The sequence below is a fragment of the Thermostichus sp. MS-CIW-26 genome, from assembly GCF_054059115.1.
Map to the genome: position 1 here is coordinate 1 of NZ_JBSSBV010000030.1, position 24,309 is coordinate 24,309.

Here is a 24,309-nt window from a genome sequence, read left to right on the forward strand (position 1 = left end):
CGCCTGAAATTCCGAAACTTAGCTGTCCTCTGGGGCCGCTAGGGATTGGGATAAAGCCCGCACCCTGCGCATAGCGCGGGTGTCGGGTAGTTTACTGCGTCGAGGATGGGGCGAACGCCCGACGTCGAGAATCCCTGCCCCTTGGGGCGGAGAGTATGCCAAAGTTGTTTCAAACAGCAACAAGTCCGGGCTCTCTTCTTCTCACCTGTTGCCTCAGCGTTGCCCAGCAACAAATAAGGCTCAGATCCGACGGAGATCTGGCTGAGAGGGCATTGACTTGCAGAGGAACCCGCAGAATAGCTCCACACAGGTATGGTTCAGTCTGTTCCCCCTCATTCCGATAGAGCTGGGCCAATATCTCCCCTGGTGGCCCTGCAAGCAACCTTGCAGCAGATGCGGGAGCAGAGCGATGCCAACACCCTCGTTCAGCTCACGCTGGAGTATGTCAAGGCGGCGTTTGGGGCGCCGCTGATCTGGCTGGCCTTTTACGATTATCAAAATCACCAGTTGGTGGGCCAGGGGGGAGTGACCCTTCTTGAGGATCAAACCCTACTGCGGGCGGTGCATCCTCTACAGCCGGGGGAGATCCTGGAGCAGGTGGTGATCGAGCAGCGACCGATCAGCCTGCCCGACCTCTCTCAGGAGCCGCGCATGGGCATTTGGCAGCGGGAGGCCAGGCGACTGGGCGGGATCCAGGGCTGTTTCATTTATCCCTTCTCGGCCTACGGCCCGCTGTCGCGAACGGCAGTAGGACGGCGGCGCTGCTTGGGGATCCTGATGTTGGGATCCCAAATGTGGGGGGTTACCACCCATGAGGACGAAAAGGCTCTCTTGGGAATTTTGCTGGGGCAGTTGGCAGCCTCTCTGCAAGAGTTGGAAAACGCTTGGCAGCAGCAGACCGAAAAGCGCCTTGAGGATCCGCTCCTGAGGTTGGGAACGGCGATGCGCCAGGTGGGATCCCTGCAGGAACGGGTCAGCTGGGTGAAGCAAGAGCTACAGTCTTTCCTGGGCGCCGTCCACATTCAGGTGTATTGGCACGAGCGCAGCCAGGGGCAGTTCGTCCCCCATGGAAGCGCCCCCAAAGCTGTTGGCAACAGCGGGGGGACGGAGTCCTCTCAGCCCCCTGTTCCCAAAGGGGCTAAAGTCGGAGCAGGGCCAACAGGGGAGGTCAGCCTTTCGCTGCGGGAATTGGGGGACATGTACTACACCCTCGCCGATGGCCAGGTGGTGGTGGGCGGCACAGGGACGACTCGCTCTGAGGTTCCCCCCAAGCTGATGCAGCAGTTGCGGGCCCAGGCCGTTTTGGCGGCCCCGATTTTGCTGGAAAAGGATCTGCTGGGGTTCATCTGGGTGCAATCGGATGTGCCCCGTACCTGGCAAGCCGCTGAGCGACAGTTGGTAGCTGCTGCCGCCAATGGGTTGGCCTTGGCTGCCCCCCTAGAAAATCTGGATCGCCGCATTCGCCAGTTGGCCGATGACCAAGAGTTTGTGCAACAGGTGGGCCGCTCGCTTTACAACCCGGCGGAGCTGCAACAGGCTCTCCAGCAAGCCGTTGTCGGCCTGGCCCAGCGCCTGAAAGTCGGTGCAGTGGCCGTGTTGACGGTGGATCCCGACAGCCCCATCCCCCGCCTCTTCTACGAGTACCGCAGGGAAGGCAAGCAGACTTTGCCACAGCAGCTCAGCCCTCTGAGCGACCAGGACTGGCAGGATCTCATGCGCAGCGAGGTGGTCGTGGCAGAAAACTACGACCAAGATCTGCGCCTGCTCTCTTGGCGGCAGGAACTGGCAGGGGTTCGTTCCTTGATGCTGACCCACACCGGGGTCGGCGGTACCGCCACCACACCTGTGGAAGGGCTGCTCTTGGTGTTGCATCCCCAGCTACGGACCTGGAGCCGGGAAGAGCGGCAACTGCTGCGGGGGATCGCCCAACAGGTGGGGGTGATCCTGCGGCAAATTCGGTCAGAACAACGCCGGCAACGACAAGAGCAATTGCTCAAGGGCCTGATCGCCACTTGTTTAACCTTGCAAAACTCGGCCACCTTGTCAGATCTGTACACCACTACCACTCGACAGACGGCCCAATTGCTGGGGATCCCTCTGGCGCTGGTGGTCAGTTGGCAGCCGGGGGAAAGCCGGGCTCAGCTCCAGGGGCCTTTTACTACCGCTGCCGGGACGGAGACCGGCTCCACCGAGATCGACCTGCAAGATCCCCTACTGGCCTACGCGCTGCAGTCGGCAGAACCTCTGCCGCTCACCCAGGAGCAGATCCCCCCTGCCAGCCGCACTTGGCTCAGTCGCGTCAGCGGTGCGGAGCACTTTGCTGCCGGCCTGGGATCCTGGCTGCTGGTGGCGCTGGGGGAGACAAACTCCTCGCAGGCGGGAGCTTTGGGAGTTTTGATCTTGGGGGCAGAAGCGGGCAAGGTTTGGGATCCCGACGAGCGGGCGGCTGTGATGCTGATCGCCCAGACCTGCGGCTGGACGCTGCGGCGCTTGCTCTGGATGCAAACTTTGCAAGAGCGGCAGGAGGTGCTCAGGGAGTTGAACTGGTACAAGCACCGCCGCCTGCTGGATATGCAGAATGCCCTTCTGGACAGCCTGCACCGCCTGGGTCAGGTGCCGGAGATCCCCGGAGACGAAGCCACCCGCTGGCAAAAAGTAGTGGAAATTGGCAGAGGGCTGCGGGATCTGACCGTCTCCACAAGGCCGTTGTTGCAGTCGGAAACTTGGCAGGTGCAGCCGCAGTTGCGGTCGGTGCCCTTGGCAACCTTGGTGCGCAAAAGCCTGCGCCGGGTGGAGGGCCTGACCCAAAAACGCAAGCTGTGGCCGCGGGCCCATGGGGACATGAGCATTGCCGTCCAGGGGGATCCCGAACGACTGGAGATGGTGCTCTGGGAGGTGTTGACAGCCGCTATTTTGCGCAGCCCGGAAGGGGGGCGGCTGGATCTGTGGAGCCAAGCCAGCGTTCGCGACAGCGGTGCGGAGCACTTTGGGTATGCAGAGCTGCTGGTGGTGGATCAGGGCAGCTTCGACCCTCACCTGATGGCCGCCCTTCAGTTGGATCCGAACCAGGTGATCTACGCGGATCCTCTGCTCAAGTCGCCTCTATCGGTAAGTCCTGGTCTGGAACTCAGCCTGTGTCAACGGGTGGTGCAGCGGATGGGGGGCCAGCTCTCCTTTTACCTCTCTTCCGATGGGCGTTGTGTCTCTCGGCTGCTCCTGCCGATGGGCAGCGACGAGCCCCATCCCCCTGGGTAGGAAAAAGCTGTGTTGCCGGTCACCTTAGGGGGACAAGGTTCTGAGCAGCCAAAACAGGGGCAGTAGAGCCAGTAGGCCGCGATCCAGCCGCCGCAGTTGTAGGCGGTGCCAGCGCAGGGGATGGTCTGGGCCGGTCAGCCCACGGGCCTGCATTGCCATAGCCGTCTGTTCGGCACGCAGGAGCAAGTTTTCAAAAAAGCGCTCCACCAAGGCCAGCAGGGTTTGCATCCCGCCCCGGAAACTCAGGGATCCCCAGCGCACATCCCGAGTTCGCACCGCCCGCGCCAAGTTTTGCACCTCTTCCATCACCAAAGGCAGAAAGCGCAGCGCCAAGGTGAGGGTGAGAATTACTTCGGCAATCGGCCATCTCCAACGCTTGAGAGGCTGCAACCATTGGCCGATCCCTTCGGCAATTTCTTCGGGGGCCGTGGTCAACAGAAACAAATGGGTAGCGTAGAGCAACGTAAAAATGAGGGTGCCCAGCCGCAGCGCCACCGATAGAGAACGGCGGGAGACCTGAAAGGTTCGTCCCAATAAGGAAAACTGAACCAGGCGGTAGCGATAAGGAGTTTGCCAGGCACGGGTTTGCGCCCGCCAGGCACGGTCTGGGGATCCCTGTTCTACGGCCAAGTCGAAGTGCCCTGCACCGCTAACGGGAACAGCGGGGATCCCGGTCAGCCCATAGCCCACCACCTGCATATCCTGCCGTTGCGGTTGGGGAAAAACCCCCAATCCATCCGGCGCCAAGCTGGTGATCCCAAAGGTGAGCAGGCTCAGGGCCAGCACCAGGGAGAGTTGGCCCGACCAAACCCGGCGCGGCAGACGGGCCGCCACAGTTAGCAGCAGAAGAGCCACCACCACGGCCAAGCGCCAACCATTGCCGGCCAAAATGGGGCTGAGGAGAAAGCTGAGCAGCCAGGCCAGCTTAACCCGCGGATCCAGGCAATGTAGCCAGGTGCGAGGCTCTTCCAGATAAATCCCCAGCGGGGCATTGCGCAGAATATCCACAACAGTTGAGAAGGAAGCAGACTATACCCCTTAAAAGGGCGGGACCGAGAACTCCGTCCCCGTAGCGCGGTTGCAGCAGCGTTGCGGAGCAATAACAGCTGGCAGCAAGGGAGCATGACTCTAGTCAATAATAAGCTCAACTATACTGAAAATAATGTATAATATGTTCAGTACGGATTACTACCAGTTGATCTTTCTGTTTACTTTCGAGTCTGCCAACATGGTAGCCAAAGCAAAGCAGAAAATTGGTAGTAAGACGACACGGAAACTGCGCTTTGGGTATTCTACTCAAAGCTTTGCGGGATACCGCCATTCTGTTTGGAAACAAACAGAATGCTATCGCTGCATAGTTGAACAGTGATGTTCAGCAGTGTTCAGCGTAAATGTATCAGAGCTAGAGCCGTTCCACCAGACGGGTAGAGCCCGACTGGGCAGCGACCCATCCCCCCGGAGCCCCATCTCGCTCGATGCGCAGCCAGACGGGCACCTGTCCCTCACCGGCCTGCACCTCTACCACCCGCAGCAGGGCTTGGCGTGGGGCTGTCCCGACAATGGCTCCCGTCAGGCTGGGTTGCTGGCGAATGTTGAGGCCATCGTTGGAGATCACCCGCACCTGTTGTACTCCTTGCCACTCCGCCAGAGGGCCGGTTAGCTCAGGCGGGGGAGCGGGTTCTGTCTGGCCGGGATTGTCGTTCGCGGAGGCGTCGCGTAGCGATATGTCAACCGGCGGCTGCTCAATTTGCACCTGGGGTTGCTCCAGCGGTGGTGCCGGCGGCGGCGTGAAGAGGCCCCGCAACATTTGCCAGATGACCAGCAGGGAGAGAATGCCCACACCGACCACCCCGGCCACTCGCGTCAGCGGTGCGAAGCCCACGGCGGGAAGGGCAGGACGCTTACGGGATCCCAAGCGGCTGCGGCGGTAACGTTCCACTTCCTGCATTCTGCTCACGCCAGCTCCCTCCCGCTGAGGGGAACGGTCTTGGGCGCGTTCGCGACAGCGGTGCGGAGCACTAGAACTCTCATCCGCAAGAGCAGAGACGCCTGCTTTGGGGGTGCTGCGGTAAGAGGGCAAATCCGAGAGGCGCGGGGGTTCTGGCACCCCCTGTTGCCAAGGGGCGGGTGGGCGATACAATTCCTGGGTTGGCTCAGGACCCACCACGGCAGGCAAATGAGGTGGGGGATGGGGGGCTTGTTCGCGACAGCGGTGCGGAGCACTGGGAGAGAGCATCCCTGCCGGCGGGTCTTCGCGGCTGGGCATTTCGTCCAGGTAAGCTTGTACTTGGGGGTTGTCGAAGTAGGCTTGCAACGTCACTTGGGCGGCTTCCAGACCGCGGAACTCCGGGAACACCTCCTCCTGAAACCATTTTTCTGTGAAGCGGCACAGACCCGGCAGATGGTCAGGAGAGCCGGTGGAGTGTTCCTCAATAAATTGCAAGGCCTCTACTTCTTGGGTGGAGCGCAGATGGGCGAGCGCGTCTTCGGTCTGCCCCAGCAACAGACTACAGATGGCCTGCTCCAGATGCACATCCTGCCGCTGCGCCAGACGAGCCAGGTAGCCGCGAGCACGCCGCACCAGAGCCGGGCGGTTTTCCAGATAACCTGCCGCCAGCAACACCTGCACGGCCAAGTAGGCGGCCACCATCGAGGGACGCTCAGCCTCCCGCTCGAACAACTCCTGCTGTTCTTTGAGGGTGAGGTGGCGACGTACCCGTTGGATAAAGCGCAGGAAATCTTCGGTGCTGAGGCCAGAGCCATCTTGCCCCATCCCCTCGATGCCGCCCCGTTCGTCCAGCATGGCTTTGAGGAGAGCCAGTCCCTGCTGTCGCTCCCCGTTCCCATCAGCGGTGTGTCTTCCAGCTTGGGCGGGAGCACTTTGGCTGAGGAGTTGCAAAATGCGATAGGGACGCAGCTTGCCCAAATCGATACGGATCTCCGCTTGCATCTGCGGAAAGGCCTGATACTCCTCCAGCTCCGCCAAGCCCGCCTGTAGGGAACGCGCCGCCTCTTCATAGGATCCCTGTTGCCAGGCTTCTCGACCCAGTTCCAGACGAGCGATGGCCCGTGCCAAAATGGCATCGGAACGAGCAGGGTGGCCCTGCTCCAGCATATGTTGAGCCAAGTCCAAGGCAGCTTGGTATTCTCCGGCTTCGCAATACAAGCACAGCACTCCCGGTAGGTGCGCCTCCTCCACCGTCAAGGTGGGATCCGCCGGCATGAGATGTTCGTCGTAGTTTCGCCGTGCCTCAGGGTTAAGCAGCACAGAAGCTGCCTCTTGGATCATTTGAGCGCGAGCTTCCACAGCCTGTGGCGAGAACTCCAGCAGCCAGGAGCGCTCGCCCGGCTTGAGATCGATTCGCTCCCGGTATGCCTGCTCAATCTGATGCTCATCTGCCCGTGCCGACAGCATCAAAACCCGATAATAGTCGAGGGGCACCCGCACCGTCATGGTTTTTGTCCGCGCTCTCCGATTCGTGCCAGCGGGACGGAGTCCTTGGACAACTGACCCGCATCGACTTAACTGTAGTCCTTTTCCCCGGTAAAAGGGATCCCCCCTCGGGAATCGCTGCTCCGCCCCTACCAGTTCCAGCTACCCGGCTCTCCTTTGAAAGGGCCTACGACCTTTGAGGTGATCCAACCGCCGTAGAAATCTCCGGGTTGAGGCCGGACTCGTTCTCCACCTACCCGGCACTCCTGCACACGGCCTGGATAAAAGGCAAGGTAGTCGCGGATGGGCAAAAACGCCGGGCTGGGATCCGGATAGCTCCAGGCGGCATCTACGGCTGTTTGGGATCCGACCTGAACTGTCCAGTAGCAGGCAGCCCCTTTGAACTCACAGAAAGAGGTGCGAGAGCTGGGGCGGAGATACTGCAGTCGAACGTCGGTGGGGGGAATGTAGTAGGTAGGCGGGTGGCTGGTTTCCAGGACGCGGTAGCAACGGCGGCTTTGGGCAATGAGCTCGCCATTGAAGAGAACTTCCACCAGTTCTGTGGTGGGCTCCAGACGAGGTGGGCGCGGATAGTCCCAGACAGATTCTTGTCCTGGATGGGGAGAAATCGGTTGGGGAGACATGGGTCAATATCTTCAATATCTAAAGCAGACGGGTGGCCTCCAGCAGTTTGGCGTACCGGATCAGCAGCAAAGACTGTTGCTCCGGCAGCGGCTGAATAACCCCCTGCTGCTGCAGACGGCTCAGTACCGCCAGGGCTGTCTCCCGGCTAACTTGGCTGAGATCGGCCAAATCCTGGGGGGGAGGGTAGACAATGCGCATCCCCTGGGCGGTCTTCTCGCCAAAAGCTTCCGCCAGTTGCACCAGTGTATGCACCACCCGCACCGGGGGGCTCTGCTGGTCGAGATCCGCCTGCAAGTTGGCCAGGCGCAGGCGACGGGAGAGGCTGCAGGCCAGTTGGTAGCACAGTTGCGGCTCCCGCAACATCAGCGCTTTGAAGGTTGCCGCCGGGATCCCGGCCACCCGCAGCGGGGTTAGGGCCAGCACATCTCGCGAGCGGGGAGCTTCGTCCAGTACCGCCATTTCCCCCACCCAAGCGCCCGGCCCCAGCAAGGCAAGGGTTTTGGTGCTGTCTTGCGCCCGCAAAGCCCGCCGCACCTTAGCCCAGCCGGCGAGGATCAGATAAACTACGCTGCCCCAGGCATCTTGCATGAAGAGGGCCTGTCCCGCCGGGATATCCCGCAGCTTGACCTGGGATCCCAACCATTGCAAGGACGTCGCCGAAAGTTCGGCCAACATTGGCACCGCCTTGAGCTCGGAGAGAAGGGCAACAGGAGCATCGGAAGCCATGGCGGGTCGGACGTTTCACCATACCGCAAGCCCACTGTAGCCCAGTTACCAACTCAAGAGCTATCCTGCAATCCACCACCCCGCCATGTGCGCCAAGATCTAGTGAGGAGGTGGTCTTGCTGTAGAGTCTTGCCGGTATGGCCCTCAGAGCCTCTAGAGCTACCCTGCGGTTGAGGGTGGGGGGAACCCAAACTCTGCCGTTTCGTCTGGGCAACAGAGGTTCTGTCTGGGAGGGGATCCCTCCGCTGTTGTTGTTAGAACTTATGGATGCCTATGGATGCTGCCCTCAGCGACATCAGTGGCCAGCGCTGGTCGGTCTTGGTGAAGAACGTGCCTGTGCGGCCCGAAAAGCTCGCTGATGTGGATCTGGTGCTGATCTGTCAGCAGGGATCCCAGCCCCATCGGGAGGCTTTTGCCGAGCTGATGCGTCGCCATCAGGCCCATGTGGACAAGGTGCTCTATCATCTTGCCCCGGACTGGCAGGACCGGCATGACTTGGCCCAGGAAGTTTGGATCCGGGCCTACCGCCACCTGAAACGCCTACAGGAGCCGGCAAAATTTCGCAGCTGGCTGGGGCGGATCGCCACCAACCTGTTTTACGACGAGCTGCGCAAGCGCAAACGACAGCAGCAGCCCCTTTCTCTGGATGCGCCGATTCAGATGCGGGATAGCGAGATGGAATGGGAGCTGCCCAGCGAGAGCCCCAGTCCCCATGAGCACCTCGCCACCTGCGAGTTCTATGAGCGATTGCACCAAGCCGTCCGCGACCTGCCGCAGGCCTTTCGCCAGACAATCCTGCTGCGGGAAATTCAGGGGATGGCTTATGAGGAAATTGCCGAGATCACAGGGGTGTCTTTGGGCACTGTTAAGTCTCGCATTGCGCGCGCCCGCGCCCGCTTGCAATCCACCCTAAAACCCTACCTTAATGGTGAATGACCATGGTTCGCGGCAACCCCAACCCCGACCCCAGGGATCCCCAGCAAGAGCTGCCGGTGGTGGATGAGCGCTTTGAACAGTTGAGCGCCTACCTGGACGGGGAATTGTCGTCCCAGGAAGCGCGGCAGGTGGTAGATTGGCTGGCCAGCGATCCCCAAGCGCGGCAACTGTACAGCCAACTGGCAGCTTTACAGGCCGGTTTGGCCAACCTCAAGGCCCCCACCTTGAACTCCACCCAGACGGAGCTGTTGATCAGCCGTGTGTTCGCTGAGCTGGATCGGCGGCCAATGCTCGACCTGGGCTGGCGGCGACGCAAGGGCACCCCTTGGGGACGAGTGGCAGCGGCTGTGGTGGCCTTGGCAGGGGCGGGCTGGGCGGGATGGCGTTGGTCTCATCCCCAGCCTTTGGTATCGCTGGAAGATCCGCCGGTGCGCGTGGCCATCGTGCCTGCCTCTGCTCGTGTTGCCCAACGCTATCTTTTCGAGGCGGGGCAAAAACAAGATGCCTACTCGATTTTGTTTGAGGCAATGCCCGACCGTGGATCTCGCTCCGCCAACGGGACCGGAGCCGTTCGCATCAACGGGACGGAGTCCTTGGTGGGCTGGGAATGACCTGAGCAGGCTTGAGAAAGACTGAGGAGCGCAGGGTGGAAAAAGCAGTTCGCTGGGCTTGTGGGCTAGGAGTCTGCCTTTGGCTATGCAGTCTGGGATCCCTGTCGGCCCAGGCAGATCCCAGCGGTAGCCATCTGGCAGCGCCGTTCGCGCCAGCGGGACGGAGTCCGAAGCAGTTGCACTCCTCTCCCAGTGGACAGGAGCCTGCCCCCCAGCCCACAAACCTGCCTTCACCCGGATCCCGTCTCACCCCTGCCCCCGATCAAAACCAATGGGCCCCTCCCAAGACGGAGCTATCGCCCTTTCCGGACTTCCCCCTTCTCAAGGAGTTGGATCCGCCCCCGCCAAGCTTGGCCGACCTGGGCATCCATTGGGATCGCCTGGCCCTGCTGCCGGATCCCGAGCTGGCAGAGGAAATGGATGTGGAGTTCAGCCGCCGTCTAGCCCGCCTAAACCGGCAAATTGCCAACCAACAAGAGCGCCTCTACCGCCTTTTGCAAACCTGGGACTCCGACGAGGCCGATATCCGCCAAATTCAGGCCCAACTGAGCCAGTTGCGGACAGAACGGGATCGCCTGGCCCTAGAGCACCTGTTGATGCTGCGGCAGTTGCAAGAGAACTTCGCCCTACCTCTACCCGACCGCTCGGCTGCCAGCTCTCCCTGAGGATCCCTTGGGTTCAGGCTATGATTGAGCAAGGGCAGACGCAACCCCCAACGGAGCTGAGCGATGGCCAAAGTGCCCAGCAACCCAGACATTGAGCAATTAGCTGCTGCCATTGGTAAAGAAGTTTACATCGATGTGGCCCGCTGGCATCTTTACCTGCGCGATGCCCACCTGCATACCCTTTTGGCGGAGCGACTGGCACCCCAGGTGATGGCAGGCAAGGTGGATGAGGACGCCGTCACAGAGATCTTGCAAGGGATCCTGGTGAAAGTGGGGGGTGGGCGCAAAGAATTGCCCCTGGCCGATCTCCTGCCGATGCAAAGCCTGCTTAACCTGCTGGATGTGCTGGAGGAGTTCAGCCGCAAATGGGCTCAATAGAGAAAGGTGGAGCGGTGCATCATCAGTCTAAACCTATGCGGCCTGGCCCCTGGCTCAAGCTCGGCAGCCTTATTCCGCTGCTCTGGCTGTTGTCGGCCTGTCAGGGAACCGAGTGGGGAGAACGGCTGGAGCGCGCTGTACGCCCAGTAGGTCTGCCCACAGCCCAACCTGAGCTGCCGGCATCTCCCTCGCCTCAACCTTTGCCGGGATCCATCCCACCCTCTATCTCGATCCCCACTGCTCCCACCCCTTCCTCACCCCTGCCCAGCCCGGACAGCAGCCGCTTTACAGACTTGGAGCCCGGATCTCTGGTGGCCCGTTCGGTGGGATACCTGGATCGGTTGGGAGTTTTTGCCGATATCCCCGGCAGCGAATTTCAGCCGCAGCGCAGCGTTCGTCGCGGAGAATTTGCCCGTTGGCTGGTGCTGGCCAACAACGCCATCCACGCCGACGAGCCCAGTCGGCAGATCCGCCTGGGATCCCCCTCGGAACGCCCCCTCTTTTTGGATGTGCCGGAGGAGGATCCCCATTTTCGCTACATTCAAGCCCTGGGAGCTGCCGGCATAATTGCCGGAGATGCCAATCGAGAGTTTCGCCCCAACAGCCTGCTGTCGCGGGCAGAGTTGATCCGCATGAAGGTGCCTCTGGACTTACCTCCCGGCCAGATCAAGGGATCCCGAGCAGAGCTGGAGGAGCGCTGGGGGTTTACCGATGCGGCGCAAATTCCTCCTGAGGTTGTTCCTGCTCTGGTAGCGGATCGCAGTCTGGAGAATGCCTCCACCGTGCTGCGCACCTTTGGCCCCATCCGCACCTTCAACCCCTTCGAGCCGGTCAGCCGCGGGGAAGCTGCCATTGCCTTATCGGCTTTTGGGGAACGAACAGCCCAAGACGCCCTACCCCAGCCGCCAGCCCTGCCAGACCCAACCCCTGAGCCTCAGCCTTCTCCCCCTGCCGCAGAACCGCAACAAACGGCCTCTCCTGAGCCGGATCCCACCCCTGCCTCTCCCTCGGATGCCGTTGATGAGCCCCCTGGGCAGACCCGACCCAACCCCCCGGAAGTCGCCCCAGGAGAGGGTAGGATCGTCACGCCGGGTAAGCCCTAACCCTGAAGTGAGCGAGGATCCCATCGGCGTATACTGTCCAGGTTTTATCAGCAGATGGAACACCTCAGAGCTCCAGCAGGGATCCCTGCTACGGCTCTTACAAGGAGCAAAAGGAGCCATAACAATAAAAACTATCCCTAACTCCCTTCGGGAGAGGGGCTGTACAGCGCAGAGGACTTCCGCCCCCATTCCCCAGGCGGCTCTAGCTCTTGACAGTCCCCTGAGCGCCCCTCTGCCGGGGAGAGCCCTTGCCACCTAATAAAATGAGAGAAGCCAACCTTGGAAAACCCGCAGGGATCCCAACTGTGTCCGCCATTGTTCCTGAAATCCGTTCTGCCGATTTGCTGCGCTACACCGTGATTGGGTCGCGGCGGCCCAGCGTGTACTTTTGGGCGGTGGCGCTGACGGGGGGAGGGCTGGGCTTTACCTTGGCTGGCCTTTCCAGCTATCTCCACCGCAATTTGCTCCCCTTTTCCGATCCCGCCAGCCTGGTGTTTATTCCCCAAGGCATTGCCATGCTCTTTTACGGGGTGCTGGGATCCCTGGCGGGACTGTACCAATGGTTGAGTTTGTATTGGAACCTGGGGGGCGGCTACAACGAGTTCGACCGGCGCACGCAGAAGATAACTCTGGTACGGCGAGGCTTTCCGGGCAAAAACCGTGAAGTCCGCCTGGAGTATGACTTTGCCGAGGTGCAGAGCCTGCGGGTGGAGCTGAGAGAGGGGCTTAACCCCCGCCGAGCCATTTACTTGCGGGTGAAAGGACGCGGTGACATCCCCCTCACCGGAGTGGGCCAGCCTCCCCCCCTGATGGAGATCGAAAACCAAGCAGCCGAGATCGCCCGCTTTCTCAACGTCAGCCTAGAGGGCATTTGATTCCCTGCGGTGCCATTGCTTTGACCCCGCCCTGCTGGTCGCTTGAGCGAGACGGAATCCCATCCTTGGGCAACAGTGAAACCATTGAGGGGGATCCAGAACTGTGGAGTCGAATAGAGAGTTGTCGAGATTGTTTTCAATGTAGCGGGATCTCTTCGAGGAATGATCTACCCTTGATGCCAGCGCAGTTGTTGCCTGGGAGAAGCCTGTGATGGCCAACCTGAACCCCTTCATTCCCCTACAGGCCAAGAAGCTGGGGTCTATTCTGTTTCGCCTCTGGCTAACTCTTCTGCTCTCATTGGGCTTGGCCTTGCTCACGCTGCTGCTGACCTCCCATTCCGCCCATGCTGCTCGCGGGCCCCTGTATCGCTTGGGCCGCCCAGAGGGGGCGGTCTCGATTGTGGCCTGGGCAGGCTATATCGAACGGGGAGAAACGGATCCCGCCTATGACTGGGTGACCGAGTTTGAGAAAGAAACCGGCTGCCAAGTCAGCGTTAAGGTGGCGGCAACCTCCGATGAGATGGTAGCCCTGATGAATGAGGGCGGCTTTGATCTGGTGACGGCCTCCGGCGATGCCACCCTACGCCTGATCAAAGGGGAACGGGTACAGCAGATTAACCCCCGCCTGATCCCCAGTTGGGAGACCATCGACCCGCGCCTGCGGGATGCTCCCTGGCATACCGTGGATGGCAAGCATTACGGCGTGCCCTATCAATGGGGATCCAACGTGTTGATGTACAACACAAAGGTTTTCCCGGAACCCCCCACCAGTTGGGATGTGGTGTTTGAAGAAAAAATCCTGCCAGACGGCAAATCCAACAAGGGCCGCATCCAAGCCTACGATGGCTCCATCTACATTGCCGATGCCGCCCTCTACCTGAAGGCCCACCGCCCAGAATTGGGCATCACGGATCCCTACGAGCTGACCCGCGAACAGTTCAATGCTGCTCTAGCTCTATTGCGACAGCAGCGGCAACTGGTTGGACGCTACTGGCACGATGCGGCGGTGCAGGTGGATGACTTTGTCAACGAAGGGGTAGTGGCCTCCAGCTCTTGGCCCTTCCAGGTCAATCTGTTGCGATCCGAAGGTCAACCTGTCGCCAGTGTGATACCGGAAGAGGGAGCCACCGGCTGGGCAGATACCACCATGCTCAGCGCTACCGCCAAACACCCCAACTGTGCCTACCTGTGGATGGAACATTCTCTGAACCCGAAGGTGCAGGGGGATCTGGCGGCTTGGTTTGGCTCGGTGCCGGTGGTGCCCGCCGCTTGTCAGGCCAGCGAGCTGCTGGGGCCAGAGGGATGCAAGACCAATGGCATCGACAATTTTGAGCGCATCTTCTTCTGGAAAACTCCTGTGGCCGATTGTGGCGATGGACGTATGGATTGCGTGCCCTACTACGAATGGGTGACCAACTACATCGCTGTGATTGGCGGGCGCTAATGGAGCAACCTTAACGAGATCCTAGACTCTTCTTAAAAATTTATTAACTGTAATATGACATAAATACAAATGAATGAACCATCTCAATGAATTTGAGATGGTTTTTGCTTTTCAGGCAAGACTTCTAGGGCCTAGAGGAGGAATTTTTACCTCTTCTGGGTTCGTCAGATGCTCTTGTTGATTGCCATAGTTGGGAGCTTTTATTCATGATGACACTATCTTCTTTTGGAACTCGGATCCCGTTGGGAAAGCTGGTGATGGGAGCTGGATTGGCGGGAGCTGTCACCTTGGGGTTGGGCAGCAGCCTTTCTCAGGCTCGTCTAGACTGTCCCCGCCCTCCTCAAATGGATGCCCGCTACTGTGATCGGGTGGGGGATCTGGTTGCCGATTTGCCGGAGGATCCCTCGGAGTGGGTAGATCCGGAAGTGCTGTTGGTGTCTTATACCTCCTCAGAAGAGCCAGCTGTCTATGCCAATACCTGGGCTGAATTCACCGCTCACTTAGAGGAAGTCACCGGTAGACGGGTGCAATTTGTCCCTGCCGATTCTCAGGCTGCTCAGTACGAGGCAATGCGCGCTGGACGTCTACACATTATGGGTACCTGCACAGGCTGTACTCCTGTAGCCGTGAATGTTGCCGGCTTTGTGCCCTTTGCCATTTTCCAACAAGAAGATGGATCCATCGGCTACGAGATGGAAGTGATCACTCATGTGAATAGCGATATTCAAGCCCTCGATGATATTGCCGGTCGTCGTGTAGCTTTTACCCATCCTTCCTCCAACTCCGGTTATATCAGTGCTCGCATTTTGATCAAACAAGAGACAGGCTTGGATGATGAGGCAGGAGACTACATCGCCGAGTTTTCTGGCAGCCACCAAAACTCCATTTTGGGTGTGTTCAACGAAGACTACGATGCCGCCCCCATTGCCAACGATGTGCTTAATCGCATGTGCCTCAACGAGCAAGTGGATTGTAGCCAGTTCCGCAGCCTCTACAAATCGGAGACCTTCCCCAGCGGCTCTTTCGGCCATGCCCACAATCTCCACCCTGAGCTGGCAGAAAGGATCCGAGAAGCCTTCTTTACTTTTGAGTTTGAGGGCACAGCCATGCGACAAGCTTTTAACCGGGTAGCTTTTGCACCGATTACTTATCAAGAAAACTGGGAGATCATCCGTCGCATTCAGGAAGAAGAGGGCGTGGAATATACGCTTTAGGCAGTCCTCAGGGATCCCCTGCCCAGAGAGGATCCCTGATTTACATAGTTCTGAATCTAGAGCTGAATCTAGAGAAATCGCACTGGCTGGTTCCGTCCATACCCCATCTCGACGAGTATGTGATAACCCACTCTTAACTTCCTATTAAACCTGTCTTAACTCTACAGGGGTCAAACAGCGCTACTATATTATTAAGTTTCGTTAGGCGACGTGAGTTTTGCAGCTCTTCTTTGGATTCTGTAGCTTATGAATTCACATCAAGTCTCTTGATTAGCTGGATCTTCTCGCCCACTTTTGTGTTTTTTAGCTGATAACGGTTTGCTTCATCTTGCATTCGGGGGTTTTTGCAATGTTGGCGTTTTGCTCTGTGGCTCGTCTGTTATCCAAAAGCCTTGCCCTGGCTGGTTTGGTTGCTGTGCTAGTGGGTTATCAATCTGCTCAAGCTCAATCTTGCCCTCGTCCGGCAGGCATGGATGAGCGCTATTGTGATGCCGATGGGGATCTGGTGGCGGATACTCCGACGGATCCCGCTCAAATTGTCAATCCTGACACTTTGCTCATCTCCTACACTTCTTCCGAGGATCCCGCCGTTTATTCAGAAACCTGGCAGGAATTTACCGACTACCTCAAGCAAGTGACCGGTAAAGATGTGCAATTTGTGCCAGTTGATTCCGAGGCCGCCCAAACCGAGGCACTGCGGGCCGGACGTTTACACATCATGGGCACCTGCACCGGCTGTACCCCCCGCGCTGTGAACCAAGCAGGCTTTGTGCCTTTCGCCGTTTTTGCCAAGGAAGATGGTAGCTTTGGCTACGAAATGGAAGTGATCACTCGCATCGATAGTGGCTTGGAAAAACTAGAAGACATCAAAGGCCGCCGCATTGCTTTCACCCAGCCCTCCTCCAATTCCGGCTACATCAGCGCCCGTATTTTGATCGAGGCGGAAACTGGCTTTAAGGACGGTGTGGACTACGAAGCCAATTTCTCTGGGGGGCACGAAAACTCCATTTTGGGTGTGTTCAACGGAGACTACGATGCGGCCCCCATTGCCAACGATGTGCTCAACCGCATGTGCATCGCCGGACAAGTGCAGTGCGATCAGTTTCGTACCCTCTACAAATCGGCTACTTTCCCCAGCGGCCCATTTGGCTATGCTCACAATTTGGATCCACAGCTGCAGGAGAAAATCCGCGAGGCCTTCTATACCTTTGACTTTGCAGGCACTAAGTTGGCAGAAGCCTTTGACCGAGCTTCCTTTGCTCCCATCACCTACAAGGAAGATTGGGAAGTGATCCGGCTGATTCAAGAAAATGCCCCTCCCCAATAGGTGGGCTGAACAGAATCGGGATCCCTTGTTCAGGGCAAGCCATAGGGGATCCCTTCTGATTTCAAAATTCTCTCAAGATTGCAAACATCTGGTTCTAGAAGGCCCGCAATTGCAAATGTCCACTTCAAGTAGGTTATCAAGATGCTACGTATCGACTCCCTCAGCAAACGTTACCCCACAGGCGATATGGCCCTGAAAGGGGTGACCTTAGAAGTTCCCGATGGGCAGGTGATGGCCTTGATTGGTCCTTCGGGTGCTGGGAAAAGTACGCTGCTCCGTTGCATCAACCGCTTGGTGGAGCCGACCAGTGGCAGCATTTGGCTCAATGGAATCGACCTCACTCGCTTGAACACCCGGGAGTTGCGGCAAGCACGACGCAAAATCGGCATGATCTTTCAGGAATATGCCCTCGTGGAGCGCCTGACCGTGATGGAAAATGTTCTTTCGGGTCAGTTGGGCTACGTCAATTTTTGGCAAAGCTGGTTCCGCAAGTTTCCCCAAGCCACCATCGACGAAGCCTTCCGCTTACTGGATCGAGTGGGATTGTCGGACTTTCCCGATAAGCGGGCAGATGCTTTGTCTGGGGGGCAACGGCAACGGGTGGGAATCGCCCGGGCTCTCCTGCAAAACCCAGAGCTGCTATTGGTGGATGAACCGACCGCCAGTTTGGACCCGAAAACCTCCCGCCAAATTATGCGCCTGATCAACGAGCTGGCTTCAGAGCGGGGCCTATCGGTGATCATCAGCATTCACGATGTGCCTCTAGCGCAAATGTTTGCCCAGCGGATCGTCGGTTTGCGGTTTGGGGAAGTGGTGTATGATGGCCCCCCCAATCGCCTCACCCCCAGCGTCTTAAACGAAATCTACGGCGAAGAAGATTGGAATGCTTCTGGCCCAGCCCAAGACTCCGAAGAAAAACGAAGCCGTCTCGGCTGGAGTAGCCACCCACTAAGGGATCCCTTGCAGAAGTCAGTAGAAGTCAATAGAAGTCAGTAGTGCGGAGCACACCCATGGCACAGGCAACGACACTGAGCGGGCGCCAATGGTCGCCACCACCTTTGATTAAAAATCCTTGGGTTCGCTGGGGACTGATTCTTGGGGCGGTCATTTACCTGATCTTTGCGCTTTCTACTCTCAATTTCGATCCAGCCCGGGTAGCCCGCGGTATGCAGCGTAGTGGCCGTCTCTTGTTGGCCTTTTTGCATCCCGATTTCACCACCCGCGGCAACTTGATTTTCACCGGGATGCTGGAAAGTGTGACCATGGCCGCCATTTCCACCGTGGCAGGATTTATTGTCGCGGTTCCGGTGGGGTTTGGGGCCGCACGCAACTTGGTGCCAATGCCGGTCTACCTGGTTTGTCGTGGCCTGATTGCCCTGTCGCGCACCTTCCAAGAGGTGATCATCGCCATTTTGTTTGTGGTCATGTTTGGCTTTGGGCCTTTTGCTGGAGTGCTCACCCTCATCTTTGGGAGTTTGGGTTTTTTCAGCAAGCTTTTGGCAGAAGACATCGAAGAAATTGATGCAGTACAGGTGGAGGCGATTCGCTCCACGGGGGCTTCTTGGCTCCAAATGGTCAGCTACGCGGTGGTGCCGCAGGTGTTGCCCCGCATGATCGGCTTGACTCTGTATCGTTTCGACATCAACATTCGGGAGGCGGCCGTTCTAGGGATTGTCGGTGCCGGTGGGATTGGCTCTACCCTGAACACCTCCTTACGTCGCTACGACTATGACACGGCCTCTGCCATCATCCTTGTGATTATCGCTCTGGTGATGGTGGTGGAATTGAGTTCTGGTTGGATTCGCAAGAGGGTGCAATAATGCCTGTTCTGGAAAGCAGTGGGATCAAGACCTGGCAGTGGCGCAATCAAAAGCAAACTTTGCTTGAGTATGCCTTCTGGTTGGCTCTGCTGTTACTGATGTTTGCCTGCGCTAAGTTCATTGCAGACCGTACCACCTGGGGCTTTGTGCTGGATGCACCGCGCCAGGGAAGAGAAATGCTCTCGCGGGGGGTACCGCCCCGTTGGGACTACATGTCACAGCTTTGGCGCCCCCTTTGGGATACCCTCACCATTGCCACATTGGGTACGGCCCTTTCCTTTGTGATTTCGGTGCCGGTGGCCTTTTTGGCAGCCCGCAACACCACTCCCAATTTGCTGGTGCGCTACATCGCCCTGTTCATCATCGTCGGCACCCGTTCGGTTAACTCCCTGATTTGGGCTTTGATCCTGGTGGTTGTTCTTGGGCCAGGGGTCTTGTCCGGAACCTTAGCCATTGCCCTACGCTCTGTCGGATTTATGGGCAAGCTGATCTATGAAGGCATCGAAGAGATTAACGAAGAACCAGTAGAAGCGATCCGTTCCACGGGGGCTAGCGGTGCCCAGGTACTGAGCTATGCCATTTGGCCGCAGGTGATCACCAACATCCTCGGGGTAACAATTTACCGTTGGGATATCAATTTGCGAGAGTCTACGGTGGTTGGATTGGTCGGTGCCGGTGGAATTGGCCTACAGCTAGATGCTTCCATCAACACCCTGCGCTGGAATCAGGTGAGCATGATCCTGCTTGTGATCTTCGTTTCTGTGTTCATCAGCGAGTGGATCTCCGCCAAGGCCCGGCAAGCCCTGACTTAGCCCAGGGATCCGGATAGGCTACGGTGAAGGGCAGTTTGCAACAGCACAACTGTATGACTCATGACGGAAGAACTGTTTCGGGCGGAGGCCTATCTCACCACCTGCCAGGCTCGGGTAATTGCCCTTGTGGATAACGGGATCCAGTTGGATCGGACGGTATTCTATCCCACCGGCGGTGGACAACCCGGCGATACGGGATTCCTGATTACATCGGACGGTCGTGTCATCCCGATTGTCGATACCCAAAAGGGGGAAACGGGCATCCTCCACATCCCGGCAGAGGGATCCCCACCCCTCAGTCTGGGGGAGTCAGTCAGCGCCAGCATCGACTGGGAACGTCGCTATCGACACATGCGCATGCATACGGCTCTACACCTGCTCTGTGCAGTGGTAGAAGGTGGCGTTACGGGGGGTCAGGTGGGTGAAAGCAAAAGCCGATTGGACTTTAACATCCCTGGAGAAAAACCCGACAAAGAAACCCTGACGGGTGCGTCTCAATGCTTTGGTACAAGGTAACCACGCCGTGAACCCCCGCTGGGTTAGCGATGAAGAACTAAAAGCCAATCCCAGCCTGGTGCGCACCATGTCGGTCAAGCCCCCCACCGGACAGGGGCAAGTGCGCTTGCTGGAAATTGAGAATGTGGACTTGCAACCCTGCGGCGGCACTCATGTACGGGCGACAGGAGAAATTGGCAAGTTGGTGGTGAGCAAGATCGAAAGCAAAGGCAAGCAAAACCGACGCATTGTGGTCAGCTTGGTGGATCCCTGAAAAACTACAGACTACCCTTGGCTGGGCTGAGTCAATGAACCCAAAGATCCCTCGACTGCCACCTGAAGTCTTGCCGACTCTGGAAGGAAGGCTTGTGCGGCTGGGAACCCCAAGAAGGGGCTTTGCTCCACTGCCTGGATGGAGAGGGTAAAGAGGGGATTGGAGAGGATCCCGGCAAAGATGGTAGCCACCAAAGTGAACACCAAGCCCACCCGCAGAGCCTGCATGCCTTCCGCCTGCCAGTTGGTCTCAGGGTAATTTTGCACTGAAACCGACATCTCTTGCGGCTCTTTCACCACGATGGTTTTCACCACCCGCACGTAGTAGTAGATGGAGATGACGCTGGTGACCAACCCCACCAACACTAGGGTATAGGCCCCTGCCTGCCAACCGGCCCAGAACAGGTACAACTTGCCGAAGAAGCCCGCCAGAGGGGGCAATCCACCCAACGAGAGCAGACAAATGCTCAAGCACAGGGTGAGGAAGGGATCCTTTTGGTAGAGGCCGCTGTACTCGCTAATTTCATCGGTGCCGGTCTTCAGGCTGAACAGGGTGATGCACAAAAAGGCCCCCAAGTTCATGACCAAATAGACCATCAAGTAGAAGATCAAGCTGGCATAGCCGGCCTCAGTGCCCGCCACCAAGCCGATCAAAACAAAGCCCGCCTGTCCAATGGAAGAATAGGCCAGCAGCCGTTTGAGGCGGGTTTGGGCAATCGCCACCACGTTCCCCAGCACCATGGTCAAAATGGCCAGCACCGAGAGCACCGCCCGCCACTCTTCCGTCATGGCCGGAAACACGGTGGCCAGAAAGCGCACCGCCAAGGCAAAGCCTGCCGCTTTGGATCCCACCGACAAAAAGGCCACCACCGGCGTTGGGGATCCCTCGTAGACATCAGGAGTCCACTGGTGGAAGGGCACCGCCGCCAACTTAAACCCGATACCACCAATGCAGAGCACCAAAGCGATGATCCCTGCCAAGCCGGCATCCCCCATAGAGGAGGCAATGGCTTCCAGCTTCGTTTGCCCACCCGAAAGGCCGTAGAGCAGCGACATGCCGTAGAGAAAAATGGCTGTGCTGCTGGCCCCGATCAAGAGATATTTCAGGGCTGCCTCGGAAGAACGCGGATCCCGCTTGGTATAGCCGGCCATCAGGTAGCTGGCGATGCCCAGCGTTTCTAAAGATACAAACACTAGGATCAAGTCCGTCGCCCCGGAGAGGAACATGCCCCCCAAGGTGGCCGTGAGCAGCAACACATAAAACTCGCCTGTGGGCGCTCCGGACTGAGAGATGTAGCGCTCCGCCATCATCACGGTCAGTACCGCCGTCCCCACCACCAGGCCACGGAAGAGAATGCTGACGGGATCCGCTGCAAAGCTGCCCAAGAAGCTCTCCAACTGGGGCTGCTGCAATTGCAACACCAAGGTCACCAAGGCCCCGATCAAGCCAAAGATGGAGAGGGCCGGAAGACTTTTGCGCGCCGCCGAACCACCGACCAAATCCACCACCAAGACGAGCAAGAGGGTGAGGGTAACCACCACTTCTGGCCAAATGGCACCGGCATACAGGTTTCCGGTTGGGGCAAAGACATCCATAGGAGAAGACATGAAGACAGATGAAGGGGATCCACAGCCAGCATACCGCGATTTCTGGTCTCTCTCCCCGCTTCCGGCATCTCTTCTCCCAATCGTCTCCATCAGCGCTCTCAATCCACGGGCTCAGTAGAGCTTGGCGCTGGAGGTGAGCACCAACTTCAGGCGGGCGTGGATCAGATCCAAGTCCGCCAGCCCCAAGTCGATCTCCCCATCGATGACGATGCCGGTGTGGATCAGGCGATCCAAGAGTTCCAGCAGGGATCCCTCGCGGTGGGGTTGTCCGGGGTAGTAGTCCCCCTGGCGGGGCAGGAGGGTGCCCAGATCTCCGAGCTCCAGGTTCAAATCCGCTGGGTCGATCTCCAACAGGCTGCAGATGTGTCGAATTTGCTCCCGCAAGGCTTGTAGGCTGCTGCCGGCCCGCTCAATCTGCTCTGCAGAAAGGCGCTCGGCCTCCATTTGCCGCACCACCTGCGCCTCCATCAACTGCCGCAACAGCTCCACCAAGGTCAGCACCAGAGAGGCCAAACCGGCTTCCGGGCGTTTCCGGCCAGGGGTGGGCCGAGCCTGGCTCAAGTCTTCCGAGCTGGCGGGACTGATAGAAAAGCGCGGCGGGGGAGGAGAAGCAATCCAACGGTCAAAGGGCTGACAAAGCTGTTCCAGGCTGAGCAAGCGGAGACGGGGATCCCGCGCGACTTCTTCCCTTTCCTCCGGCAGGTTGTAGCCCCAGTCGGCCAAAAACAGGAGAACTTGCTCCAGCTCCGGCACCGTCTGCACCTGGCGCAGCGTTTGCAGGCGATCCTCCACAAACCACAGCTCCTCAGCCGGCAGTTGGGCGGCAGCCAGTAGCCGCTGTAAAGTGGTGGCCTTGGGGGCGCGCACTTCCTTGCCCAGAATGCGGTGGCGCGGCAGTTGGATCCCTGCTCGGCCCAAGAGCTGCTGGATGAACCGTCCCTCTTTGGTGCTGAGGATGGCCAAGCGCGGCTCCCCTGCAGCCTGAACCTGGCGCATCCAGGCCGCCACCCCCGGATAAAAGCGGTGCAGCCCCAGCCACCCCTGCAGATCCTCTTCAATCCAACGATCCCGCACCCGATCCAACGCTTGGATTAGAGAGAGGGCAGGGATCCCTGACTGCTGCAACAACTGCTGACGCCAGCCCGGCCAGTCTTGGCGCAAGTCCTCCTCCCGGATCCCTTCCTGTAGCCCCCACAACAACAGAGGCATCTCCCAGCCGGTCTCGATCAGCGGGCGCAGACGGTCAAAAGCAGGACGCAGCGGCTCTAGCTGAGCAGGAGCCAAGCCCCACACCTGAGCACAAACGCGGCAGGAAGAGGCAAAATACTCCGCCCGCCCATCGCAGAGCACACCATCAAAATCCAGAACCAGAATGCGGGGGGACATTCGCCGGGGCCTAGCGAACTCCATACCTGAGTCCCCCTGGGGGCAAGTTGCAAAAATGGGGCCAGAGGCCAAGTTAATTTAACCAAACTGTTCCACCGGAGTGGCCCAACCTAATTGGATTCCAAGATGCGAACCGACTTGATCTCCACCGGTTTCAGGGGGCGATCCTGAGGGCCGGTGGGAGCCGTTGCAATTTTATCCAACACATCCTCTCCCTCGATCAATTGCCCAAAGATCGTGTAGTTGGGCGGCAGCGGGTAGTCGGCATGCATGATGAAGAACTGGCTGCCATTGGTGTTGGGGCCGGCGTTGGCCATAGCTAAAGTGCCACGGCTGTAGGGACGTTGCACCGGCTCATCGGGAAAGTGGTAACCCGGCCCACCCCGCCCTGTACCCGTGGGATCCCCGCCCTGGATCATGAAGCCGCGGATCACGCGGTGAAAGATGACGCCATCGTAAAAGTGATCGTTGGCCAGAAAGACGAAATTGTTCACGGCCAGGGGAGCTTCTTGCGGGAACAGCTCCAGAACCATTGTGCCGGCGGTGGTCTCCATCGTGGCCGTGTAGGACTTGGCCGGGTCGATCACCATCGGCGGGGGATTGTTGTAGGTTTTCACTGGTTTGCCCAATTGTTGTGCCAGGAGCAAATCGCGAGAAGAATGCGGGCGGGCCAAAACAGGGAGAGCACTCAACCCCACCCAAAGCACCACCATCAGCACAGCTAACTTCACCAGGCTGGCCAACTTAGATCGCGCACGCACAATTCTTGCAGGAAAGCTCCATCCCCATCGTACCAGGATTCTGTCCGAGCTTAATCTTCCCCGGACTTGGATGGAGACTTGGCCCGCCGCACCAGCCAATAACTCACCGAGAGGGCCAACGTTGCTGCCCCCAACCCGATGAGATCTAACCCCCCCAGCTTCTCGAAATCAAAAATGATGATCTTGCGGGCCACCGCAATCAAAGAGGTGACGATCACCAGCTCCACCTGCACCACCTGCTTTTGCAAGTAGGCGGTAATGTTCTCCAGAATTTCCAGCGCAATCAGAATATTTAAAAAGAGGCCGAAGATCTCGATTAAAGTGGTGGAGAAAAACCCAGTTGGCTCGGTCAACAAATCTGCCACCAAGAACCGGGCCAAGTCCACCACTGCTACTACGATTAGCCCGATCATCAAAATTGACAGTAGCTTCGAGATCAGGCTTTCCAGGCGGGTGATGGCCCGCAAAAAGGGATCCTCCTCTTCTGTCTCGTGGGGATTGTGCAACAGCCACTTGAGAAACCGCATCGCCAACCCCGACAG

Annotated in this window: 23 protein-coding genes; 15 read left to right on the plus strand and 8 right to left on the minus strand. The window is 58.5% G+C overall.

Features of this window, described 5'->3' with window-relative positions:
* Nucleotides 1-312 precede the first annotated feature (312 nt).
* Nucleotides 313-3,255, plus strand: a complete 2,943-nt coding sequence (locus tag ACVWZU_RS10065) for a GAF domain-containing protein (RefSeq protein WP_457444686.1) — start codon at nucleotides 313-315, stop codon at nucleotides 3,253-3,255.
* A gap of 24 nt (nucleotides 3,256-3,279) precedes the next feature.
* On the opposite strand, the gene ACVWZU_RS10070 is transcribed toward ACVWZU_RS10065, so the two are convergent.
* The 4 genes from ACVWZU_RS10070 to ACVWZU_RS10085 all read right to left on the minus strand — a co-directional run bounded on the left by ACVWZU_RS10070 (nucleotide 3,280) and on the right by ACVWZU_RS10085 (nucleotide 8,059).
* Nucleotides 3,280-4,263, minus strand: coding sequence for an energy-coupling factor transporter transmembrane component T family protein (locus tag ACVWZU_RS10070; protein WP_414357909.1), 984 nt, complete (start codon nucleotides 4,261-4,263; stop codon nucleotides 3,280-3,282).
* Nucleotides 4,264-4,657: 394 nt separating this feature from the next.
* Nucleotides 4,658-6,709 (minus strand): SH3 domain-containing protein, encoded by a 2,052-nt coding sequence (locus tag ACVWZU_RS10075; protein WP_457444687.1) that lies wholly within the window; start codon nucleotides 6,707-6,709, stop codon nucleotides 4,658-4,660.
* A 128-nt stretch (nucleotides 6,710-6,837) separates the two neighbouring features.
* On the minus strand, nucleotides 6,838-7,332 hold the full coding sequence (locus ACVWZU_RS10080) for a DUF427 domain-containing protein (protein ID WP_011433071.1): 495 nt from the start codon (nucleotides 7,330-7,332) through the stop codon (nucleotides 6,838-6,840).
* Between the two features lie 19 nt (nucleotides 7,333-7,351).
* The gene (locus ACVWZU_RS10085) at nucleotides 7,352-8,059 is read right to left on the minus strand and encodes a Crp/Fnr family transcriptional regulator (protein WP_457444689.1); all 708 of its coding nucleotides are present in this window, start codon (nucleotides 8,057-8,059) and stop codon (nucleotides 7,352-7,354) included.
* Nucleotides 8,060-8,332: 273 nt separating this feature from the next.
* On the opposite strand from ACVWZU_RS10085, the gene ACVWZU_RS10090 reads away from it, so the two are divergent.
* From ACVWZU_RS10090 to ACVWZU_RS10155, 14 genes are all read left to right on the plus strand, one after another.
* Nucleotides 8,333-8,995 carry a sigma-70 family RNA polymerase sigma factor gene (locus ACVWZU_RS10090; RefSeq protein ID WP_414343224.1) on the plus strand — a complete coding sequence of 221 codons (663 nt, stop codon included), beginning with the start codon at nucleotides 8,333-8,335 and terminating at the stop codon, nucleotides 8,993-8,995.
* A 2-nt stretch (nucleotides 8,996-8,997) separates the two neighbouring features.
* Nucleotides 8,998-9,606, plus strand: coding sequence for an anti-sigma factor family protein (locus tag ACVWZU_RS10095; protein WP_457444691.1), 609 nt, complete (start codon nucleotides 8,998-9,000; stop codon nucleotides 9,604-9,606).
* Nucleotides 9,607-9,641: 35 nt separating this feature from the next.
* A complete protein-coding gene (locus tag ACVWZU_RS10100; protein WP_457444693.1) occupies nucleotides 9,642-10,271 on the plus strand; it encodes a hypothetical protein in 630 nt (209 codons plus the stop codon).
* 63 nt (nucleotides 10,272-10,334) lie between these two features.
* Nucleotides 10,335-10,649 (plus strand): DUF3181 family protein, encoded by a 315-nt coding sequence (locus tag ACVWZU_RS10105; protein WP_457444695.1) that lies wholly within the window; start codon nucleotides 10,335-10,337, stop codon nucleotides 10,647-10,649.
* A 35-nt stretch (nucleotides 10,650-10,684) separates the two neighbouring features.
* Nucleotides 10,685-11,752, plus strand: coding sequence for an S-layer homology domain-containing protein (locus ACVWZU_RS10110; protein ID WP_457444697.1), 1,068 nt, complete (start codon nucleotides 10,685-10,687; stop codon nucleotides 11,750-11,752).
* A gap of 305 nt (nucleotides 11,753-12,057) precedes the next feature.
* Entirely contained in the window at nucleotides 12,058-12,627 is a 570-nt protein-coding gene (locus tag ACVWZU_RS10115; protein ID WP_457403169.1) for a photosystem I assembly protein Ycf4, read from the plus strand.
* Between the two features lie 211 nt (nucleotides 12,628-12,838).
* Nucleotides 12,839-14,071 carry an ABC transporter substrate-binding protein gene (locus ACVWZU_RS10120; protein ID WP_414356713.1) on the plus strand — a complete coding sequence of 411 codons (1,233 nt, stop codon included), beginning with the start codon at nucleotides 12,839-12,841 and terminating at the stop codon, nucleotides 14,069-14,071.
* 257 nt (nucleotides 14,072-14,328) lie between these two features.
* Nucleotides 14,329-15,285: a phosphate/phosphite/phosphonate ABC transporter substrate-binding protein gene (gene phnD, locus ACVWZU_RS10125; protein WP_457403189.1), complete on the plus strand. Its 957-nt coding sequence runs from the start codon at nucleotides 14,329-14,331 to the stop codon at nucleotides 15,283-15,285.
* A 349-nt stretch (nucleotides 15,286-15,634) separates the two neighbouring features.
* A complete protein-coding gene (gene phnD / locus ACVWZU_RS10130) occupies nucleotides 15,635-16,612 on the plus strand; it encodes a phosphate/phosphite/phosphonate ABC transporter substrate-binding protein (protein WP_457444699.1) in 978 nt (325 codons plus the stop codon).
* A gap of 141 nt (nucleotides 16,613-16,753) precedes the next feature.
* Complete coding sequence (gene phnC / locus ACVWZU_RS10135; protein ID WP_457444701.1) at nucleotides 16,754-17,608, plus strand: phosphonate ABC transporter ATP-binding protein; 855 nt, start codon at nucleotides 16,754-16,756, stop codon at nucleotides 17,606-17,608.
* Nucleotides 17,609-17,622: 14 nt separating this feature from the next.
* The gene (gene phnE, locus ACVWZU_RS10140) at nucleotides 17,623-18,432 is read left to right on the plus strand and encodes a phosphonate ABC transporter, permease protein PhnE (RefSeq protein ID WP_457406130.1); all 810 of its coding nucleotides are present in this window, start codon (nucleotides 17,623-17,625) and stop codon (nucleotides 18,430-18,432) included.
* Nucleotides 18,432-19,244 (plus strand): phosphonate ABC transporter, permease protein PhnE, encoded by an 813-nt coding sequence (gene phnE / locus ACVWZU_RS10145; RefSeq protein ID WP_011433084.1) that lies wholly within the window; start codon nucleotides 18,432-18,434, stop codon nucleotides 19,242-19,244. Before phnE (ACVWZU_RS10140) ends, phnE (ACVWZU_RS10145) begins: the two co-directional genes overlap by 1 nt.
* Nucleotides 19,245-19,304: 60 nt before the next feature.
* On the plus strand, nucleotides 19,305-19,760 hold the full coding sequence (locus ACVWZU_RS10150) for an alanyl-tRNA editing protein (protein ID WP_202943693.1): 456 nt from the start codon (nucleotides 19,305-19,307) through the stop codon (nucleotides 19,758-19,760).
* Between the two features lie 7 nt (nucleotides 19,761-19,767).
* A complete protein-coding gene (locus tag ACVWZU_RS10155) occupies nucleotides 19,768-20,013 on the plus strand; it encodes an alanyl-tRNA editing protein (protein WP_202943694.1) in 246 nt (81 codons plus the stop codon).
* An 11-nt stretch (nucleotides 20,014-20,024) separates the two neighbouring features.
* On the opposite strand, the gene ACVWZU_RS10160 is transcribed toward ACVWZU_RS10155, so the two are convergent.
* From ACVWZU_RS10160 to ACVWZU_RS10175, 4 genes are all read right to left on the minus strand, one after another.
* Complete coding sequence (locus ACVWZU_RS10160; RefSeq protein ID WP_457444718.1) at nucleotides 20,025-21,608, minus strand: NAD(P)H-quinone oxidoreductase subunit N; 1,584 nt, start codon at nucleotides 21,606-21,608, stop codon at nucleotides 20,025-20,027.
* 123 nt (nucleotides 21,609-21,731) lie between these two features.
* On the minus strand, nucleotides 21,732-23,030 hold the full coding sequence (gene gvpJ / locus ACVWZU_RS10165) for a gas vesicle protein GvpJ (protein WP_457444704.1): 1,299 nt from the start codon (nucleotides 23,028-23,030) through the stop codon (nucleotides 21,732-21,734).
* 86 nt (nucleotides 23,031-23,116) lie between these two features.
* Complete coding sequence (locus ACVWZU_RS10170; protein WP_457444720.1) at nucleotides 23,117-23,596, minus strand: peptidylprolyl isomerase; 480 nt, start codon at nucleotides 23,594-23,596, stop codon at nucleotides 23,117-23,119.
* 221 nt (nucleotides 23,597-23,817) lie between these two features.
* Nucleotides 23,818-24,294, minus strand: a complete 477-nt coding sequence (locus ACVWZU_RS10175) for a phosphate-starvation-inducible PsiE family protein (RefSeq protein ID WP_457444722.1) — start codon at nucleotides 24,292-24,294, stop codon at nucleotides 23,818-23,820.
* Between the last annotated feature and the right edge of the window lie 15 nt (nucleotides 24,295-24,309).

Coding starts and splice junctions, on each gene's coding strand:
- ACVWZU_RS10065 (WP_457444686.1), top strand. CDS start 313: ATGGTTCAGTCTGTTCCCCCTCATTCCGATAGAGCTGGGCCAATATCT.
- ACVWZU_RS10075 (WP_457444687.1), bottom strand. CDS start 6,709: ATGACGGTGCGGGTGCCCCTCGACTATTATCGGGTTTTGATGCTGTCG.
- ACVWZU_RS10080 (WP_011433071.1), bottom strand. CDS start 7,332: ATGTCTCCCCAACCGATTTCTCCCCATCCAGGACAAGAATCTGTCTGG.
- ACVWZU_RS10085 (WP_457444689.1), bottom strand. CDS start 8,059: ATGGCTTCCGATGCTCCTGTTGCCCTTCTCTCCGAGCTCAAGGCGGTG.
- ACVWZU_RS10090 (WP_414343224.1), top strand. CDS start 8,333: ATGGATGCTGCCCTCAGCGACATCAGTGGCCAGCGCTGGTCGGTCTTG.
- ACVWZU_RS10095 (WP_457444691.1), top strand. CDS start 8,998: ATGGTTCGCGGCAACCCCAACCCCGACCCCAGGGATCCCCAGCAAGAG.
- ACVWZU_RS10105 (WP_457444695.1), top strand. CDS start 10,335: ATGGCCAAAGTGCCCAGCAACCCAGACATTGAGCAATTAGCTGCTGCC.
- ACVWZU_RS10110 (WP_457444697.1), top strand. CDS start 10,685: ATGCGGCCTGGCCCCTGGCTCAAGCTCGGCAGCCTTATTCCGCTGCTC.
- ACVWZU_RS10120 (WP_414356713.1), top strand. CDS start 12,839: ATGGCCAACCTGAACCCCTTCATTCCCCTACAGGCCAAGAAGCTGGGG.
- phnD (WP_457403189.1), top strand. CDS start 14,329: ATGGGAGCTGGATTGGCGGGAGCTGTCACCTTGGGGTTGGGCAGCAGC.
- phnD (WP_457444699.1), top strand. CDS start 15,635: ATGTTGGCGTTTTGCTCTGTGGCTCGTCTGTTATCCAAAAGCCTTGCC.
- phnC (WP_457444701.1), top strand. CDS start 16,754: ATGCTACGTATCGACTCCCTCAGCAAACGTTACCCCACAGGCGATATG.
- phnE (WP_457406130.1), top strand. CDS start 17,623: ATGGCACAGGCAACGACACTGAGCGGGCGCCAATGGTCGCCACCACCT.
- phnE (WP_011433084.1), top strand. CDS start 18,432: ATGCCTGTTCTGGAAAGCAGTGGGATCAAGACCTGGCAGTGGCGCAAT.
- ACVWZU_RS10150 (WP_202943693.1), top strand. CDS start 19,305: ATGACGGAAGAACTGTTTCGGGCGGAGGCCTATCTCACCACCTGCCAG.
- ACVWZU_RS10160 (WP_457444718.1), bottom strand. CDS start 21,608: ATGGATGTCTTTGCCCCAACCGGAAACCTGTATGCCGGTGCCATTTGG.
- gvpJ (WP_457444704.1), bottom strand. CDS start 23,030: ATGGAGTTCGCTAGGCCCCGGCGAATGTCCCCCCGCATTCTGGTTCTG.
- ACVWZU_RS10170 (WP_457444720.1), bottom strand. CDS start 23,596: ATGGTGATCGACCCGGCCAAGTCCTACACGGCCACGATGGAGACCACC.
- ACVWZU_RS10175 (WP_457444722.1), bottom strand. CDS start 24,294: ATGCGGTTTCTCAAGTGGCTGTTGCACAATCCCCACGAGACAGAAGAG.